General features: G+C 39.7%; 15 protein-coding genes. All 15 read left to right on the top strand.

The annotated features are described in order from the left end of the window. Positions 1-6 precede the first annotated feature (6 nt). Positions 7-519 carry a phage major tail protein, TP901-1 family gene (locus tag IGL37_RS05065; protein ID WP_002381948.1) on the top strand — a complete coding sequence of 171 codons (513 nt, stop codon included), beginning with the start codon at positions 7-9 and terminating at the stop codon, positions 517-519. Between the two features lie 32 nt (positions 520-551). Next, positions 552-911, top strand: a complete 360-nt coding sequence (locus tag IGL37_RS05070; RefSeq protein ID WP_002357848.1) for a tail assembly chaperone — start codon at positions 552-554, stop codon at positions 909-911. A 17-nt stretch (positions 912-928) separates the two neighbouring features. Next, positions 929-1297 carry a hypothetical protein gene (locus IGL37_RS05075; protein WP_002361692.1) on the top strand — a complete coding sequence of 123 codons (369 nt, stop codon included), beginning with the start codon at positions 929-931 and terminating at the stop codon, positions 1295-1297. Then, entirely contained in the window at positions 1287-4220 is a 2934-nt protein-coding gene (locus tag IGL37_RS05080; protein ID WP_002404500.1) for a phage tail protein, read from the top strand. Before IGL37_RS05075 ends, IGL37_RS05080 begins: the two co-directional genes overlap by 11 nt. A gap of 1 nt (position 4221) precedes the next feature. Further along, the gene (locus IGL37_RS05085) at positions 4222-5148 is read left to right on the top strand and encodes a distal tail protein Dit (protein WP_010777582.1); all 927 of its coding nucleotides are present in this window, start codon (positions 4222-4224) and stop codon (positions 5146-5148) included. A gap of 12 nt (positions 5149-5160) precedes the next feature. Beyond that, positions 5161-6618, top strand: coding sequence for a phage tail protein (locus IGL37_RS05090; protein WP_033918057.1), 1458 nt, complete (start codon positions 5161-5163; stop codon positions 6616-6618). Between the two features lie 32 nt (positions 6619-6650). Then, on the top strand, positions 6651-8420 hold the full coding sequence (locus IGL37_RS05095) for a hypothetical protein (RefSeq protein ID WP_033918058.1): 1770 nt from the start codon (positions 6651-6653) through the stop codon (positions 8418-8420). A 23-nt stretch (positions 8421-8443) separates the two neighbouring features. After that, positions 8444-8839 carry a phage holin family protein gene (locus tag IGL37_RS05100; protein WP_002357842.1) on the top strand — a complete coding sequence of 132 codons (396 nt, stop codon included), beginning with the start codon at positions 8444-8446 and terminating at the stop codon, positions 8837-8839. A 118-nt stretch (positions 8840-8957) separates the two neighbouring features. Next, positions 8958-10082: an SH3 domain-containing protein gene (locus IGL37_RS05105; RefSeq protein WP_025189841.1), complete on the top strand. Its 1125-nt coding sequence runs from the start codon at positions 8958-8960 to the stop codon at positions 10080-10082. Between the two features lie 153 nt (positions 10083-10235). Beyond that, entirely contained in the window at positions 10236-11156 is a 921-nt protein-coding gene (gene truB, locus IGL37_RS05110) for a tRNA pseudouridine(55) synthase TruB (RefSeq protein ID WP_002360476.1), read from the top strand. A gap of 25 nt (positions 11157-11181) precedes the next feature. After that, complete coding sequence (gene ribF, locus IGL37_RS05115) at positions 11182-12132, top strand: riboflavin biosynthesis protein RibF (protein ID WP_002363808.1); 951 nt, start codon at positions 11182-11184, stop codon at positions 12130-12132. Further along, complete coding sequence (locus IGL37_RS05120; protein WP_002361699.1) at positions 12132-12728, top strand: GNAT family N-acetyltransferase; 597 nt, start codon at positions 12132-12134, stop codon at positions 12726-12728. Before ribF ends, IGL37_RS05120 begins: the two co-directional genes overlap by 1 nt. A gap of 149 nt (positions 12729-12877) precedes the next feature. Further along, positions 12878-13201 carry a PadR family transcriptional regulator gene (locus IGL37_RS05125; protein WP_002357837.1) on the top strand — a complete coding sequence of 108 codons (324 nt, stop codon included), beginning with the start codon at positions 12878-12880 and terminating at the stop codon, positions 13199-13201. A 3-nt stretch (positions 13202-13204) separates the two neighbouring features. Beyond that, positions 13205-13546, top strand: a complete 342-nt coding sequence (locus IGL37_RS05130; RefSeq protein ID WP_002357836.1) for a DUF1048 domain-containing protein — start codon at positions 13205-13207, stop codon at positions 13544-13546. Positions 13547-13571: 25 nt separating this feature from the next. Further along, positions 13572-13832 (top strand): DUF2087 domain-containing protein, encoded by a 261-nt coding sequence (locus tag IGL37_RS05135; protein WP_002360471.1) that lies wholly within the window; start codon positions 13572-13574, stop codon positions 13830-13832. Positions 13833-13876: the final 44 nt, after the last annotated feature.

Raw genomic sequence — 13876 nt, forward strand, 5'->3', positions numbered from 1 at the left:
TTATCAATGGGAGAAGTTATGCAAGGAAAAGACCGTATTTTATTAGTTCGTCGCTTGGATGAAGCAGCGACAAAGAAAGCAATGAAACCCTTATTTCAAATTGAACATGAATGGGAATTCTCACGTGAATCGAGCGGTACGCAAACAAAAGATGGCGTTGCGAATGCTGTTTCTGGTTTAGAAGTTACGTTATCGTTAAGCGGTTTAGCCTCTCGAGATGATGAAAATTTATACATGAAAGACGCAGTTGAAGATGGCATCTTAATGGAATTTTGGGATGTTGATTTAAAAGGTGAAAAAAATGCGGAAGGTAAATATCCAGCAATTTATGCCCAAGGTTATGTAAATTCATGGAGTTTACCAGCCAATGTAGAAGAATTAGTAGAAATCGAAACAGAAGCCTCTATTAATGGCAAACCACAAGATGGTTTTGCAACAGTAGAAGCAGATATTATTGCAGAAGCACAATATGCGTTCCAAGATACCGTTCCAGATAAAGCACCACAACCTGGCGCATAATCAAAAAGTGTTGAATTTTAGGAGGATAAAAAATGAATTTAGAGATTAACGGAAAAACAATTGAAGTGAAATTTACGATTGGCGCGATTCGCGAATTAGATAAACGTTACCAAATTGAAAATGGCGCTGCCAAATTCGGCATGGGCATCAGTTCAGCAATGATTTATTTACGCCAATACAATCCAGTAATCTTAGTTGACATCATGGAAGCTTTACAAAGTGGGCAATTAAAAATAGGTAAGTCGGAAATTGAAGCATGGTTAATGACCCAAGATGTCAAAAAACTTTCAGATGATTTGCTTAAAGAAATGGGAAAGCAACCTCTTACAAAACCAATGATCGATCAGTTCAGCAAAGAAGCGAAGAAAGCAGAAGCGCAAGCGACCAACTAATTAAAACGAGCGATGACGTGTATCACGACATCGCTCTTTCTGCTTTTCGCTACTTAGGCTGTCGTTCATTTGAAGAAGTGGATCGGATGACCATGTCTGAATTTGAATTACGAATGATTGCTTTTAATTTAGCAGAAGTAGATGAAGAGCGGAAAAGGCACGAGCTTGCCTACTTAAATGTTAAAGCGCAAGCGACAAACAAAAAAGGAAAACCCGTTTTTGAAAGCTTTAAAAGTTTTTATGATTATGAAAAACGAGTTGCTGAAGTTCTGGCAGCTAACCAGCCACAACGAACAAAATTAAATGAGCGGAAAAAAACGCAACTTGCCACTGTGGCAGAGCGTCTACGCCGCTATCGAGAAGGGAGGAGAGTAGATGGAGAATGACAAAGAAAAAACGCCGTTATCGGAGGCAAAGAAAAGCCTTGCAGGCGTCCAACAAGCATTAAAAAGTATGAGCGGTGAGTATGCCTTATTAAGTGGATATTTAGGGAAAATTAGTGCGGGTGTCAATCAGTCAGCCACGGTCATGAACACATTTAAAACCGTCATGCAACAATCTGGAGAAACAGTGAAAAAAACAGGAGACGAAACAGCAAAGGCAGCAGATCAAATGAACACAGCGTTAACAGATTCTGCTGAACAAGCCGGTGAAGCAGCTAAAAAAGCGGGGAAAGAAACCTCTGATGGCTTTACTAATGCACAAAATAATATGCTGAGCTTTGGGACGGCCATGACTAGTGCCGTTTCCTTACCTATGCTGAACGTTTTAAAAACAGCTATGGGCGTCGGTGCTGGGGTCAGTGGCGAATTTCAAGGAATGCAAGGACTGATTATGGCCAGTGCAGGAGGGATTTCTGATTCATTGCAAGGCGAGTTGCAAGGGGCATTGACTCAGATGAATCAATCATTTGAAGCGGCGGCACAAGTGATTCAAAGCGTGATGGCTCCAGGAATGGAAATTTTGGTTCAAGTGGTTATCACAGTAGTCAAAGGCATTACAGCTTTGGTGAATTTATTTATCAAATTACCAAAACCCGTCCAAGTTTTTATTGTTGCCATTATGGGCATTTTAGCCGCCATTGGGCCCATGTTGATTATGGTAACGATGGCTCAGCAAAAATTTCAACAGTTTAGTGCTGGTTTGGCTCTTGTACAAGGAAACATTGGGAAGTTAGGTGGTGGCTTATCAAAACTAAGTGCTAGTTTTAGTGCCTTAGGTGGAGGACCATTAATTTTAATTGTAGCAGCCGTTTTAGCAGCGGTAGCAGCGTTTATTTATTTCTATAAAACCAATGAAACATTTAGAAATAGTATCAATAGCTTAGCTAGTGCCATTCAAGGAGCTGTTTCAGCGGCGTTTGGTAAATTGGTAGGACTGCTACAACAGATCCAGCCGGCCTTTCAACAAATAATGGCAGTTTTTAAACAATTTTTTGCAGTAGGCTTAGAGAAAATGGCGACTATTTTTTCAACAATTGGTCGTGTGCTAGCAGGCGTTTTTGCCAGCGGTTTGCAATTAGGTAGTAACTTATTAGGGCAATTTGGTGGCACCTTTGACAAAGCTGGTTTAGCGGTTGGTCTTTTGGTAAAAGTTCTGACAAAGGTTGCACTGGCTGCATTAGGAATTTCTGGGCCGTTTGGTCTAATTATTTCCTTGATTGTTTCATTCGTGACGGCCTGGATGAAAACCGGTGATTTGAGTGCGGGTGGTATTACCCAAGTCTTTGATAATTTAGGTAACACGATTACATCGGTTACAACAATGCTGGCAGCTAATCTACCGAAAGTTATACAACTTTTTACAACAGTCTTAACCAGTATTCTCGGGAAAATAACAGAAGCTATTCCAAGCATCGTCACCGCGTTATCTAGTTTAATTACGTTAATTGTTGGTGCGATCGTTGCCAATTTGCCCGTCTTAATTGAAGCGGCAACACAAATTATTACTACGTTGATTCAGGGGATTACAACAGTCTTACCAATGTTGATAGAAGTTGGTTTGAGCTTATTAATGACTTTAGTTAATGCGATTGTCACCGCCTTGCCAACAATTACAACTGCAGCGATTAATATCATCACTACATTAGTGACAGCTTTTGTCACAGCGTTACCAATGCTAGTTACAGCAGGTGTTTCAATTATCACAGCCTTAGTCAATGCATTTGTTACTATGTTACCGTTGATTTTGACTGCTGGTTTACAAATTTTGATGGCATTAATCACTGGGATTATGACGATTTTACCTCAGTTAATTCAATCAGCGCTGACGATTATTCTAGCGTTAGTGACAGCGTTGATAGGTGCCTTACCACAGATTATCAGCGCAGGTGTCAAATTGTTAATGGCGTTAATTCAAGGAATTATTTCGATTTTACCAACCTTAGTTGCGGCAGCTATTACCTTAATTTTGACATTGGTAAATGCCTTAATTGGTGCCTTGCCACAAATCATCAGCGCAGGCGTCAAATTGCTAATGGCTTTGATCCAAGGGATTATTTCAATTTTACCGCAACTGGTTACTGCAGCAATTACGCTAATTACCGCTTTAATGGGTGCGTTAATCAATGCGTTGCCACAGTTGTTAAGTGCTGGGATTCAACTGATTCAAGCCTTAATTAATGGTGTACTCAGTCTATTGGGTGCCTTGCTGTCCGCAGCAGGAACATTAATCTCACAAATGATCACGAAGATTGGTTCTTATTTTGGTCAACTGTTAGCTTCGGGCGGACAGTTAGTTGAAAATATCAAAAATGGGGTTACCAATGCAGCCGATCAGGTAAAAAATGCCATTGGTTCTGTAATTGAAGGTGCTTGGCAAGCAATCCAAGGTTGGTTTTCAAAATTCACCGATGCCGGTGCGAATATTGTCGGCATGATTGCTGATGGAATTACAGGCGCAATTGGAAAAGCCAAAGAAGCAATCGATGGGGTCGTCAGTAAAATTCGTAACTTTTTACCATTTTCACCAGCAAAAGAAGGTCCCTTATCTGATTTGCATAAATTGAATTTCGGTGGCACGATTGCCACGGGGATTTATGCAGGCGAAACAGCCGTTAGTAGAGCAATGGCTTCTATTTTAGACTTACCGCTGTTAAATGATTTTGCCTTGGACTTAGCTGGTCGAGGAAACTTCACGGCAACGATTGACCATCGTTTAGAAAATGATGCATACAATCGACCATTATTTGTGACAGTAGAGTCAACGTTAGATGGAAAAGTTGTCGCAGCAACTACGGCGCCTTATTTAGCAACAGAGTTACAACGACAACAAGTGAAACAAAATAACCGCTTAGGAAGGAGAGGATAACATGTATAAATTTGTTGATACCAATCAAGCAACTCGTTCAACGCCTCTTCCTTCAGAAGCGTTGAATTTTAACGGTCAATTTTTAGAAAAAGTCATCCCTGGCTATCAAACATTATCAGTTTCAGGACGAGAATTAGTTCCAAGCGAAATTGAAAGCTATCAATTAGGGATTCGTGATGGTAAACGTCACGTTTATGCGCGAATTCCAGAACGAGAATTAACAGTCAAATATCGCCTTTCAGCTGTGAATAATGAAGCGTTTCGAGATGCATTTAATCATTTAAACGTTGCTTTGTTTACGGAAAAAGACGTTTCTATTTGGTTTAACGATGAACCGGAAATGCTGTGGTTTGGCAGTAAGTCTTCAGTGAGTGATGTACCCGAAGGTGTTAACCAAGTAACAGGCACCTTTACTTTATTGCTTTCTGATCCGTATAAATATACACGGAGTGATGCGACTAGTGTGATGTGGGGTTCGCCAACTATTACATTTCAAGCGAATTACTTAATGGGGAATACAGGCTCAGGTGCAGTTGATTTTCCAATTTTAATTGAAGGCGGGGCTTATTGGGGATCAACCATGATTACCTTTCAAAATCGGGCCTACACGATGGGGGATTTAGGTAAAGAAGTTCGGCCAATTGAAATTTATCCTACGGTCGAAGGATTAAAAGTCAAACCGACCATTATTTTAACAGGAACCGGACGTGGTGTTTGGATTAAAACACGGAACGATACAATTAACTTAGGAGACTTTGATCGTTCGGAAATTATCATTGATACTGAAAATTTTTATCTGACAAAAAATGGTGCACCGATGATTCGACCAATGAACGATTTTTATCTATATCCCAATGAACCGCTGTATATTCAAGCCAAAGATAGCGACTTCCGCTTGACGATTCGCTATCCTAACCGATTTGTGTAGGAGGGTGATTAAATGTTAATGGCGCTGGATTTGAAAAGAACATATACGGCAATCTTGGATAATGCCTATCAAGTCAGTTATGAAAAAATAGAGAACAAAATTGGCAGTTTAGATTTTACCATGCCACTAGATGATCCTAAAAATGAATTTATTGAAGAAATGCAATGGGTGGAACTGACCGACAATGAGAATGAATATATTGGTTTATATCGCGTGATGCCAACCACAATTAAGAAAGATGCGAACAATAATCAAATTCACTACTCTGCCACAGAAGCATTATGTACCTTAGGTGATACTGTCCTTTTTGGTTGTCACGAAATTAAAAACAAAACAACGAAAGAGGCCATTCAATTTCTATTGAATAAACAAAAAACAAAGCATTGGGTCCTAAAAAAATGTGATTTTTCAAGGAAATTAACCTATAAATGGGAGAATGAAAATGGGCTAGTCGAGCCTGTATTTAGCATCCCAGCCGATTTCGAAGAGGAATATCTTTGGCAATGGAATACAGAGGTCTATCCTTTTGAACTTTCATTAGTCAAACCGCCAACAGAACCAGTTGCGCGAATTCAAGAAGGTTACAACATGCAAGGATTTGAAATAGAACGTAATCCCAAGATGCTAATCAATCGGATTTATCCATTAGGTTCAGGCGAAGGTGTTAACAAAGTCAATATTCGCTCGGTCAATCAAGGGGTTCCGTATTTAGAGAACAAGGCCGCAATTGACCGCTATGGTTTATTAGAGTCAATTTGGGTGGAACAGCGTTTTTCTGATCCCAAGGCATTAAAGGAAAATGCTTTGCGAATGTTAGAAGAATGGACCAAACCACAAGTTTCTTGGGTAGTGACTGCAGCTGATTTAATTAAATTAACAGATCAACCTTTGGCAATCGATCGTTTGCGGTTGGGTACGGTTATCATGATTAATACGAATGAATTTGGGAGTGTCAACCTTCGTATCAAAAAAGAAAGTAAAAAAGATGTCTTTGGTGCCCCCCAAGACATTCAGCTAGAGTTGGGAAATCTGCAAGAAACAATTCATAGTACCATGACAGCTTTCAGTCGGAAACAAGAGATTAGCGAAACTTACGCACAAGGGGCGACGACACTTTTAAATCGTTCAATACAAGGAGAACTTAGCAAGACACAGCCAGTGGAGCTGAATTTATACTTTGACGAGGACATTCTTTATATAAACACCGCAGAATTAACGTTCAAGGCAACTGCTAAAGGACCTTCGCATTCTGTAACGAACATTGATTTGGTAGTGGATGGCAAAAAATTACCCCAACTATCATTGCAACAACAACGGCTAAACATTTTGAGTTATTTACGAAAAACAACAGATGGAAAAATCGAACGCGGCAATCACACGCTTCAATTTTTCTCTCATCAGCCACTATGGTTGGATGCTTCGGTCATCTGTCGTGTGTATATTCAATCCCAATTGGGTGGCCAGTTTTAATAAAATAATGAAAACTAGAGGAGTGTGACGAAATGTCAGTAGAACATATTGAAGAATTAGATACCCTGAATCAAGGTCGCCTTAAAATCAATGCAATCTTGGATCAGTCGAATGCATCAGCTGAGAAAGTAGATGCTTACCAAGTCCAGTTAACGAATGGAATTTCTGAAGCGAAAAACATCGCAGATGAAGCTGGCAAAGAAGCCGTACAAATTGCCACCGATGCAGGCAATCAAGCAAATGAAACAGCCAACCAAGCGATGAACAATGCCAAAACAGCCATCACGATTGCAGGAAATGCAGTTTCAACGGCAAATAATAATAAACAAGAATTTGATACTTTACGAAATGATTTCGATCAATTAGTAGCAGAAGCAGGTGATAGTAATCCAGAAATTGTCCAAGCACGCACAGATACACAAGGCATCAAACAAGCTACCTTAGCGAATCGTCTTCAAATTGATTTGAATGACCGTATGACAAAAGCAGACGGTATTTCTTTATTGGCTAAGCCAACCACTGTCAAATTGAAGTTAGACTTTAACGGTAAAACGGCCGGCAATACAGCCACCAATGCAAACAGTTATTCCACTGATTTTACGGCTAAAATTCTTAAGAAGCCAACAGACGTTTGGGAGGAAGTTTCCCAAGCGGACTACAATAAAATGGCCAGCCGTGATGATGAGGGTGTGAAAACAGGTTCCACCCAAAGTGGTGTAATTCCACAACAGTTAGCGGCCTTCAATCTCGTTGAAGCCGCAAAAAAATTAATTCCACAAATGTTTGAAACATTCACAACTGACGAGGCGGTGGCATTTATTCGCCAGAACGTTCAATTTTTTACGATTAATCAACGTGTGAAAGCCGCTGCGACCAATAATCAAACGATTAAAATCGCTGCGTATTTACCAACTACGGATAATTGGGTAACTCAAATCCAAGAATCAGCAAAAGAGTTCGGCGATTTTTCAATTCAAATCAATGATCAGAATTTTATCACAGATGAAGGTTTCATTTATTTAATGAGCTATACAGATTCATCGAATGGGGTAACGCCAGCTAGCTTAGAAGTTGATTACGTGGGGCTTCATATTGGTCTGTCTGTTGATGCCCAAGCGGTTTTAGCGAAGAGTGGTTTTGTTCAAGCAGAGCAACTCAATACCCATGTGGAAAATCAGGATAATCCGCACCAAGTAACCGCTGAACAAGTGGGGCTAGGCAATGTAGAAAATTATGGCTTCGCATCAGACAGCGAAGCAGTCGCGGGAACTTTAACGAGTAAATATATGCACCCGAAAAACGTTGCGGAAGCGATTAAAGGTCAAGCTGTGACACAAACAGGTGATCAAGAGATTGCTGGGGTGAAGAATTTTGTAACTATGCCAACCGTCAATGGTTTGCCTTTGGAATCCTCTAGAATGGCCATTTATGAAGCTAGTGGAGTCGGTGAAGTCGAGGCAAAATATCAGGCGGCCTTTAATAAGGATAATATGAAATTTGTATTAATTAGGGTGGGAAATCGTGTCGATGCATTTGTAAGATGTAATTTGAGTGATCCAACGAAATTGAATACCCACATGCCTAAAATATTTAATATACCAACTGGGTACAAAATGTCCTCAAAAATAAGTGCTAGTGTCTGGAATATTCCGCTGTCAGTTGCACCTGCCGCTTTTCCGTATCCTAATTGTAATGCACTATATGAAATCGGGAATCAAGGGATAATTTTTGCCTCAAGCAGAGCTGGAAATATTTACCTACAAGGAAGTTGGTACACGGACGATCCGTTTCCGACAAAATAACAAGCTAGTTTAGGAGACTTTTTATGGAACGTTATCTCAACACAATAACAATGCTTTTAAGCATTTTCGGTGGGATTGTCGTACGTTTATTAGGTGGATTAGATCAATTGTTGGATGTCTTCCTCTTTTTAATTATTGTCGATTTCATCACAGGTTGGATTAAGGCAATCGCCACAAAAGAATTGTCCAGTCGGATTGGTATGCTCGGAATTGCGAAAAAAGTGACGATGTTATTTGTGGTTGCCGTAGCGGTTCGTGTTGAAAAAGTTGTGGGGAACAATTTGCCAATTCGGGAAATGGTTCTGATTTTTTACATTGCGAACGAAGGACTTTCTTTTTTTGAAAACATTGCGACCTTTATTCCTATGCCGAAAAAGTTAAAAGAGTTATTTATTCAGTTAAAAAATAAAGATGATTAAGTAGAAGTGGTCGGGACAAACGTAGAACTTTCGGCTGATTGCCGAAGAAATTACTTCTGTCCCGCCATTTATCTGCGGGTTTAAGCCGTGGAAGGGAATTTGTTTTGACTTTCTTTTCATGGCTTTTTTAAGAAAGGAGCATGCTATGTTTAAAAAATTAATGATTCAACTTGCTTTAGTAATTGGCTTAAGTTTAACGATTCCGATGACGGCTTGCGCTTACACCATCGAAGCGGATCCAATCAACTTTACTTATTTTCCCGGCTCTGCAACCAATGAATTAATTGTTTTACATGAATCAGGAAACGAGCGGAACCTAGGACCACACAGTTTAGACAATGAAGTGGCCTATATGAAACGAAATTGGTCAAATGCTTATGTCTCATATTTTGTCGGATCTGGTGGACGAGTGAAACAATTAGCTCCTGCTGGCCAAATTCAATATGGCGCAGGTTCTTTAGCTAATCAAAAAGCCTATGCGCAAATCGAATTGGCTCGAACGAATAATGCGACGACATTTAAAAAAGATTATGCTGCCTATGTTAATTTGGCCCGTGATTTGGCTCAGAACATTGGTGCTGATTTTTCGCTGGACGATGGAACAGGTTATGGAATAGTCACTCATGATTGGATTACAAAAAATTGGTGGGGAGATCATACAGATCCTTATGGTTATTTAGCGCGTTGGGGGATTAGTAAAGCGCAGTTGGCACAAGATTTACAAACAGGCGTTTCTGAAACAGGTGAGACTGTCATTATTCAGCCAGGTAAACCTAATGCGCCAAAATATCAAGTAGGACAAGCAATTCGTTTCACTTCAATCTATCCAACACCAGATGCTTTAATCAATGAACATCTATCAGCAGAGGCACTTTGGACACAAGTAGGAACAATTACAGCGAAATTACCCGACCGACAAAACCTTTACCGTATTGAAAATAGCGGACATTTGTTAGGCTATGTGAACGATGGCGACATTGCTGAACTTTGGCGCCCGCAAACGAAGAAATCATTTCTAATTGGTGTGGACGAAGGCGTTGTTTTAAGAGCGGGCCAACCTAGTCTGTCAGCACCCATTTATAGTATCTGGCCCAAAAATACTCGCTTTTATTACGATGCGTTTTATATTGCAGATGGGTATGTTTTTATTGGTGGGACAGATACGTCAGGCGCGAGAATTTATTTGCCAATCGGACCAAACGATGGCAACGCACAGAATACATGGGGATCATTTACTAGCTAAAAAAAGCCACAAACTCTGCTTTTATCAGAGTTTGTGGCTTTTTTTGCATTTAGCAGAGATTTTGCCAAAGGGAATAAGCAACGGAGACTGCGAAGCTAGGTACTTTTATGCTATAATGACAAAGTTAGTATTATCGGAACTGGAGGAACTATAATGGACGGCATTTTACCGTTATGGAAAGAACGTGGCATGACAAGTCATGACTGCGTATTTAAATTGAGAAAAATTTTACATACCAAAAAAATTGGTCATGGTGGTACGCTAGATCCAGATGTCGAAGGGGTCTTACCCATCTGCGTTGGCAAAGGAACGAAAGTGATCGAATACATGGTAGATTCTGGCAAAACCTATGAAGGTGAAATTACACTTGGATTTGCTACGACAACCGAAGATGTTAGTGGCGAAATTGTTGAAAAAAAACCAGTTACAACACCTCTATCAACTGAACAAATTGATCAAGCAATGGCCGAAATGACAGGTGAAATCACACAAATCCCACCGATGTTTTCTGCGGTGAAAGTCAATGGTAAACGTTTATATGAATATGCCCGGAACGGGGAAGAAGTTGAACGGCCCCAACGAAAAGCTACGATTTATTCATTTGAACGTACTAGTGAACCAATTTTTAACGAATCCGCTCAAACACAAAGTTGGCGGTTTAAAGTGGTCTGTGGCAAAGGAACCTATGTGCGGACACTATCCGTAGATACTGGCAAAAAATTAGGCTATCCTGCCCATATGTCGGATTTAACGAGAACGGCAAGTGGCGGTTTGCAAGCTGCGCAATGCTTAACGTTAGAAGAAGTAGCCAAACAAATGGCTGCTGAAACAATCGATCAATGCCTGTTGCCCATTGAGACAGCAGTAGAACAATTCCCACGAATTGATTTATCAGATGAATTGTATCAAAAAGTAAAAAATGGCATGCGTTTGCACAAAAAAGAATTAGGAATAAAGGCAATGCCAGAATCCTTAGTTGCCTTATTTTACCAAAATCAAGTGGTTAGTTTATACATGCCACACCCAACGCATGATAAATTATTGAAACCAAGTAAAGTTCTACGGAATAATTAAATAAAAAAGAAGGAAGTTTTTGCACATGCAAGTTATTCAACTACATCATCCCTATGAACCCAATCAAATTCCTAATGAAGAAGTCGTGATGGTCCTAGGCTTTTTTGACGGTGTCCACAAAGGCCACCAAAAAGTAATTGAAACAGGCAAAAAGATTGCTGAGGAAAAAGGCTTGAAGTTAGCTGTGATGACCTTCAACCAACACCCATCAATCGTTTTTCAAAAAGTTTTACCAGAAAATATGAAATATTTAACTAGCTTGGAACAAAAAGAACGCCTAATGGCCAACTTGGGCGTTGATATTTTATATATTGTCGAATTTACTTCAGCGTTTGCTCAATTAAAACCGCAAGATTTTGTCGATCAGTATATCGTTAATTTAAATAGTGCAGTGGCAGTCTCTGGGTTTGATTATACGTATGGTCCTAAAGAAATCGCTGGAGTCAAACAGTTACCAACTTATGCGCAAGGCCGTTTTGAAGTGGTGACAGTACCAAAAGAAGAAATGACTGGTGCCAAAATTAGCTCAACAAGAATTCGCGAAAAAATGGAAGCCGGCGAAATGGAGGAGGTCACGGAGTTGTTAGGATATATTTATGAAACAGAAGGAACAGTTGTCCATGGCGATGCTCGTGGCCGTTTATTGGGTTTCCCGACCGCTAATGTCAAAGTGAAAAGCACCGTGCGCTTACCTAGAATTGGCGTCTATGCTGTGCAAATCGAAGTCGGTGGCAAATGGTATGTCGGCATGGGCTCAATTGGTCATAATGACACCTTTGGAGAAGGACGCGATTTAACCGTGGAAGTCTATATTTTGGACTTCCATCAAGACATCTATGGCGAACAAGTGGTGGTTCGTTGGAATCATTATTTACGTGACCAAGTGAAATTCAATGGGGCTGAAGCCTTGATCGACCAATTAAAACAAGATGAACGAGATACGGCTGACTATTTCCAACAATCTGAGGACAAATAATGAAGATTCGTCAAGAAAAACCTGCAGAGTATCAAGCTGTAGAGCGTTTAACGTATCAAGCGTTCAAGGAATTAAACTTGACCGAAAACTGGCGTCCCACAGAGCATTTTATCGTGCATTTATTAAGAGAAAGTGCCGACTTTATTCCGGAGTTGTCCTTAGTTTCAGAAACTGATCAAGGAAAATTAACGGGTCATATTATGTCTTCAAAAGCCAAACTACGATTACCTGATCATACAGAAAAGGCTGTTTTGACCGTTGGGCCGCTAAGTGTCCATCCAGAAGCACAGAACACGGGCGTAGGCTCAGCGTTAATTAAGCATTCTGTTCAGAAGGCCAAAGAATTAGGCATCGGCGGATTGATTATCCTGGGCCATCCAACTTACTATACGAAGTTCGGTTTTGTTCCAGCGACTACTTTTCAGATTACGTTACCGGAAAAAGAAACATCAGAAGCATTATTGGCTTTGGAATTACTGCCAGGTTATTTTGGCACAAGTGGTGGGGAGTGGCATTTTTCAACATGCTTTGCTTATCCAGAAACACACCCTGCAGAATTAGAAGCCTTTGAAGCAGAACTCGGAATAAATGAATAAAGAATAATAAGACGCGACAACTACTAGTTAAGTACTGGTGGTTGTCGCGTCTTTACTACTTTTTATTACAAAGTAGTTGACAGAACCGGTACTCAGTATTATTATGTAGTAGTACATAGTACTAAAGAGTAGTTTAGGGAGGAAAAGCAGTGAAGCAGACAGAGTTGCTAAAAGGCATTTTAGAAGGTTTAGTTTTAGCCATCATCCAAAGGAAAGAAACATATGGTTATGAAATTACAAAAATTTTAAATGACCAAGGGTTTACTGAAATTGTTGAAGGAACCGTTTATACGATTTTACTGCGTTTAGAAAAAAATCAATGGGTTATAGCTGAAAAAAAGCCTTCAGAAAAAGGACCAATGCGGAAGTTCTATCGCTTAACCTCATCAGGAGAAGCAGAACTCGCTGATTTTTGGCAGCGGTGGACGTTGCTTTCAAAACAAGTAAACAAGATGAAAAAAATGGAGGGATAGAGCATGTCAAATTTTAAAGCGTTGATCAAAAAAGTTGTGGGGGATAAAAAAGAGTACAAAGAATATAAACGACGGATTGCAGCATTACCAGCAGAGTATCGACAAGTATTTCAAGAAATTGAAAAATATGCATGGCATTTTTCAGATCATAGCGGAGCCAATATGTTCAATGCGTTGACTGATTTACTTGATTTGTTTGAAGAAGGAGCTGCTAACGGAACACCTATCAAAAATATTACGGGAGAAAAAGTAGGTGATTTTGCTGAAACAATTGTCAATGAAGTCGCTGGCAAATGGACCGATAAACAGAAAGAAAAACTGAATCATCAATTTTCTAAACAATAGTCAAAACAAAAAAAAGAGAATAAACATGGTTGAAAATTTTTTTAAAGAAGGAAAGTTGCTGGTTATTCCCAAGAAAAATGCGAAAAAAGTCCAAGTGTTTCAACGTGTGGCCAACCAATTTGAATTTGGGAAAGAATATACGGAAAAAGAAGTCAATCAGCGACTTAGAGAAATCTATGAAGATTATGCACTTTTGAGACGGTATTTAGTAGATTATCAGTATTTAGAAAGAGATAAGTTTGGAAAAATTTATCAGAAATGTGAGCAACACACAAAAATTATATAAATGGCTTTTTTTAAAAGTAGCGAAACTAGGTGAAATGAACCAAG

The organism is Enterococcus sp. AZ119 (assembly GCF_050546175.1).
GTDB classification, from domain to species: domain Bacteria; phylum Bacillota; class Bacilli; order Lactobacillales; family Enterococcaceae; genus Enterococcus; species Enterococcus faecalis.

Bases quoted from the DNA above. Each gene is read 5' to 3' on its own strand.
- IGL37_RS05105 (WP_025189841.1), top strand. From the start codon at position 8,958: ATGGCTTTTTTAAGAAAGGAGCATGCTATGTTTAAAAAATTAATGATT.
- IGL37_RS05070 (WP_002357848.1), top strand. From the start codon at position 552: ATGAATTTAGAGATTAACGGAAAAACAATTGAAGTGAAATTTACGATT.
- IGL37_RS05090 (WP_033918057.1), top strand. From the start codon at position 5,161: ATGTTAATGGCGCTGGATTTGAAAAGAACATATACGGCAATCTTGGAT.
- IGL37_RS05135 (WP_002360471.1), top strand. From the start codon at position 13,572: ATGGTTGAAAATTTTTTTAAAGAAGGAAAGTTGCTGGTTATTCCCAAG.
- IGL37_RS05120 (WP_002361699.1), top strand. From the start codon at position 12,132: ATGAAGATTCGTCAAGAAAAACCTGCAGAGTATCAAGCTGTAGAGCGT.
- IGL37_RS05095 (WP_033918058.1), top strand. From the start codon at position 6,651: ATGTCAGTAGAACATATTGAAGAATTAGATACCCTGAATCAAGGTCGC.
- ribF (WP_002363808.1), top strand. From the start codon at position 11,182: ATGCAAGTTATTCAACTACATCATCCCTATGAACCCAATCAAATTCCT.
- IGL37_RS05085 (WP_010777582.1), top strand. From the start codon at position 4,222: ATGTATAAATTTGTTGATACCAATCAAGCAACTCGTTCAACGCCTCTT.
- IGL37_RS05080 (WP_002404500.1), top strand. From the start codon at position 1,287: ATGGAGAATGACAAAGAAAAAACGCCGTTATCGGAGGCAAAGAAAAGC.
- truB (WP_002360476.1), top strand. From the start codon at position 10,236: ATGGACGGCATTTTACCGTTATGGAAAGAACGTGGCATGACAAGTCAT.
- IGL37_RS05065 (WP_002381948.1), top strand. From the start codon at position 7: ATGGGAGAAGTTATGCAAGGAAAAGACCGTATTTTATTAGTTCGTCGC.
- IGL37_RS05100 (WP_002357842.1), top strand. From the start codon at position 8,444: ATGGAACGTTATCTCAACACAATAACAATGCTTTTAAGCATTTTCGGT.
- IGL37_RS05130 (WP_002357836.1), top strand. From the start codon at position 13,205: ATGTCAAATTTTAAAGCGTTGATCAAAAAAGTTGTGGGGGATAAAAAA.